The 659-nt window shown below is 78.6% G+C and carries 1 pseudogene; it reads right to left on the bottom strand.

The window, feature by feature from the left end:
• Positions 1-659: pseudogene (locus ACWJ6R_RS37605) on the bottom strand (DNA-binding protein); the annotation flags it as partial.

Raw genomic sequence — 659 nt, 5'->3', positions numbered from 1 at the left:
GCACCCACTCCGCCAGCAACGGCCGCCCGCCGGGGGAGGCGGCCAGGCGGCGTACGGCCCGCAGCGCCGCGGTGCCGCCGTCGAACCGGTCGGCGGAGCGGTGGAAGACGGGCCGGAACCGGGCGTCGGCGGCCAGGGCGAGCAGGTCGCGCCGCTCCTCCTTCGCATCCCACGCCTCCAGCAGCAGGCCGGGGCCGTCCTCGCCGGGGTCGGCGACCGGCACCTCCAGGGCGAGCAGCAGGTCGACCAGGTCGACGTCGGCGTTGACCGCCACGGTCCGGCCCGTGCCGGCGAGCTCGGCGCGCAGCCGTCCGGCCGCCCGCTCCACCAGCGGGTACAGGCCCGGCAGCTGCGGCCCGCTCCACCTGCGCGGGTGCCAGATCCCCAGGAAGCGGCCGAGCCAGCCGGCCGTGCCGTCGGCGGGGCGCTCCTCCTCGGGCGCGTCCCCGCCGACCAGGCCCGCGGTGGCCCCCGAGTCCTCCAGCAGTTTCAGCCAGAACGCCGGCATGTCGTCGTCGCGGTTGCCGGGCATCATGTTCAGCAGCGTCCCGCGGACCGCGGGCTCGCGCCGGGCCAGGGCGAGCAGCGCCGGGCGGTGCGCCTTCCACCAGCCCAGCGACGCTCCGGCGGTGGCCGGCAGGGCGAGCAGCTCGGCCAGG

Source organism: Planomonospora algeriensis (genome assembly GCF_977012225.1).
This window is presented reverse-complemented; position numbering and strand designations above follow the sequence as displayed.